Genomic DNA, 695 nt, shown 5'->3' with positions numbered 1-695 from the left:
AACATCTTCAACCTTGCTGAAGGCAAGGAATCTTTCCCCTATGGAAGTAAGCGATGAAGGAATATAGACAGTTTGTAAATTCGTGCAAAAGTGCAAACCGGAATCTTCTACCGTTGTAAGACCGTCCGGCAAAATAAGGGAAGTAAGATTGTCACTGTGGTAAAAAGAGCTCTCCCCCAATACTTTGACGGAAGCAGGCACCGTATACGGAGTGCCTGCCTTACCGGTCGGATAGCGGATCAGCTTTGTTTTATGCTTATCGAATAAAACCCCGCCTTCTACGCTTAAAAAGTTACTCGGACCGCTTAACGCAAAAGCTTTTAACGGCCCCCAACCGCCGAAGTCGCTTATACATTGTTTGCTGAAACCGGTGAGGGTGTACGTAATACCCGAATATTCGGGCTTTACATTGACGGTATAGACAATATTGCTGCCAGTATTGTCTCCCCGCTTTGTTATTATCACCAGTTTCTGCGCTTTGTCGACTACTTTATACTCTGCACCGTCTGAGAGCGTAAAAGTATCGGGAATCGTTACGGAAGATATAAAAGTTACCCGTATATCCGCCGGCTGTGTTACGGTGTGTTCGTAGGTGTTTGAGGTATTGCCCGGAACGGCCGTGCCGTTTACCGTCCACTCTTCCACCTTGTAACCCGCAGCAGGAGAGGCCGTAAAGACGAGTACAGTGTTTTCTG

General features: G+C 47.1%; 1 protein-coding gene. It reads right to left on the bottom strand.

All coding sequences use genetic code 11. The features are described from left to right. On the bottom strand, positions 1-695 hold a 695-nt coding region (locus tag HMPREF0860_RS01100; RefSeq protein ID WP_038082082.1), incomplete at both ends, for a leucine-rich repeat protein.

The organism is Treponema socranskii subsp. socranskii VPI DR56BR1116 = ATCC 35536 (assembly GCF_000468115.1).
Lineage (GTDB): Bacteria > Spirochaetota > Spirochaetia > Treponematales > Treponemataceae > Treponema_D > Treponema_D socranskii.
The sequence above is the reverse complement of the archived record's forward strand: the minus strand, read 5'-3'. Positions and strand labels throughout refer to the sequence as shown.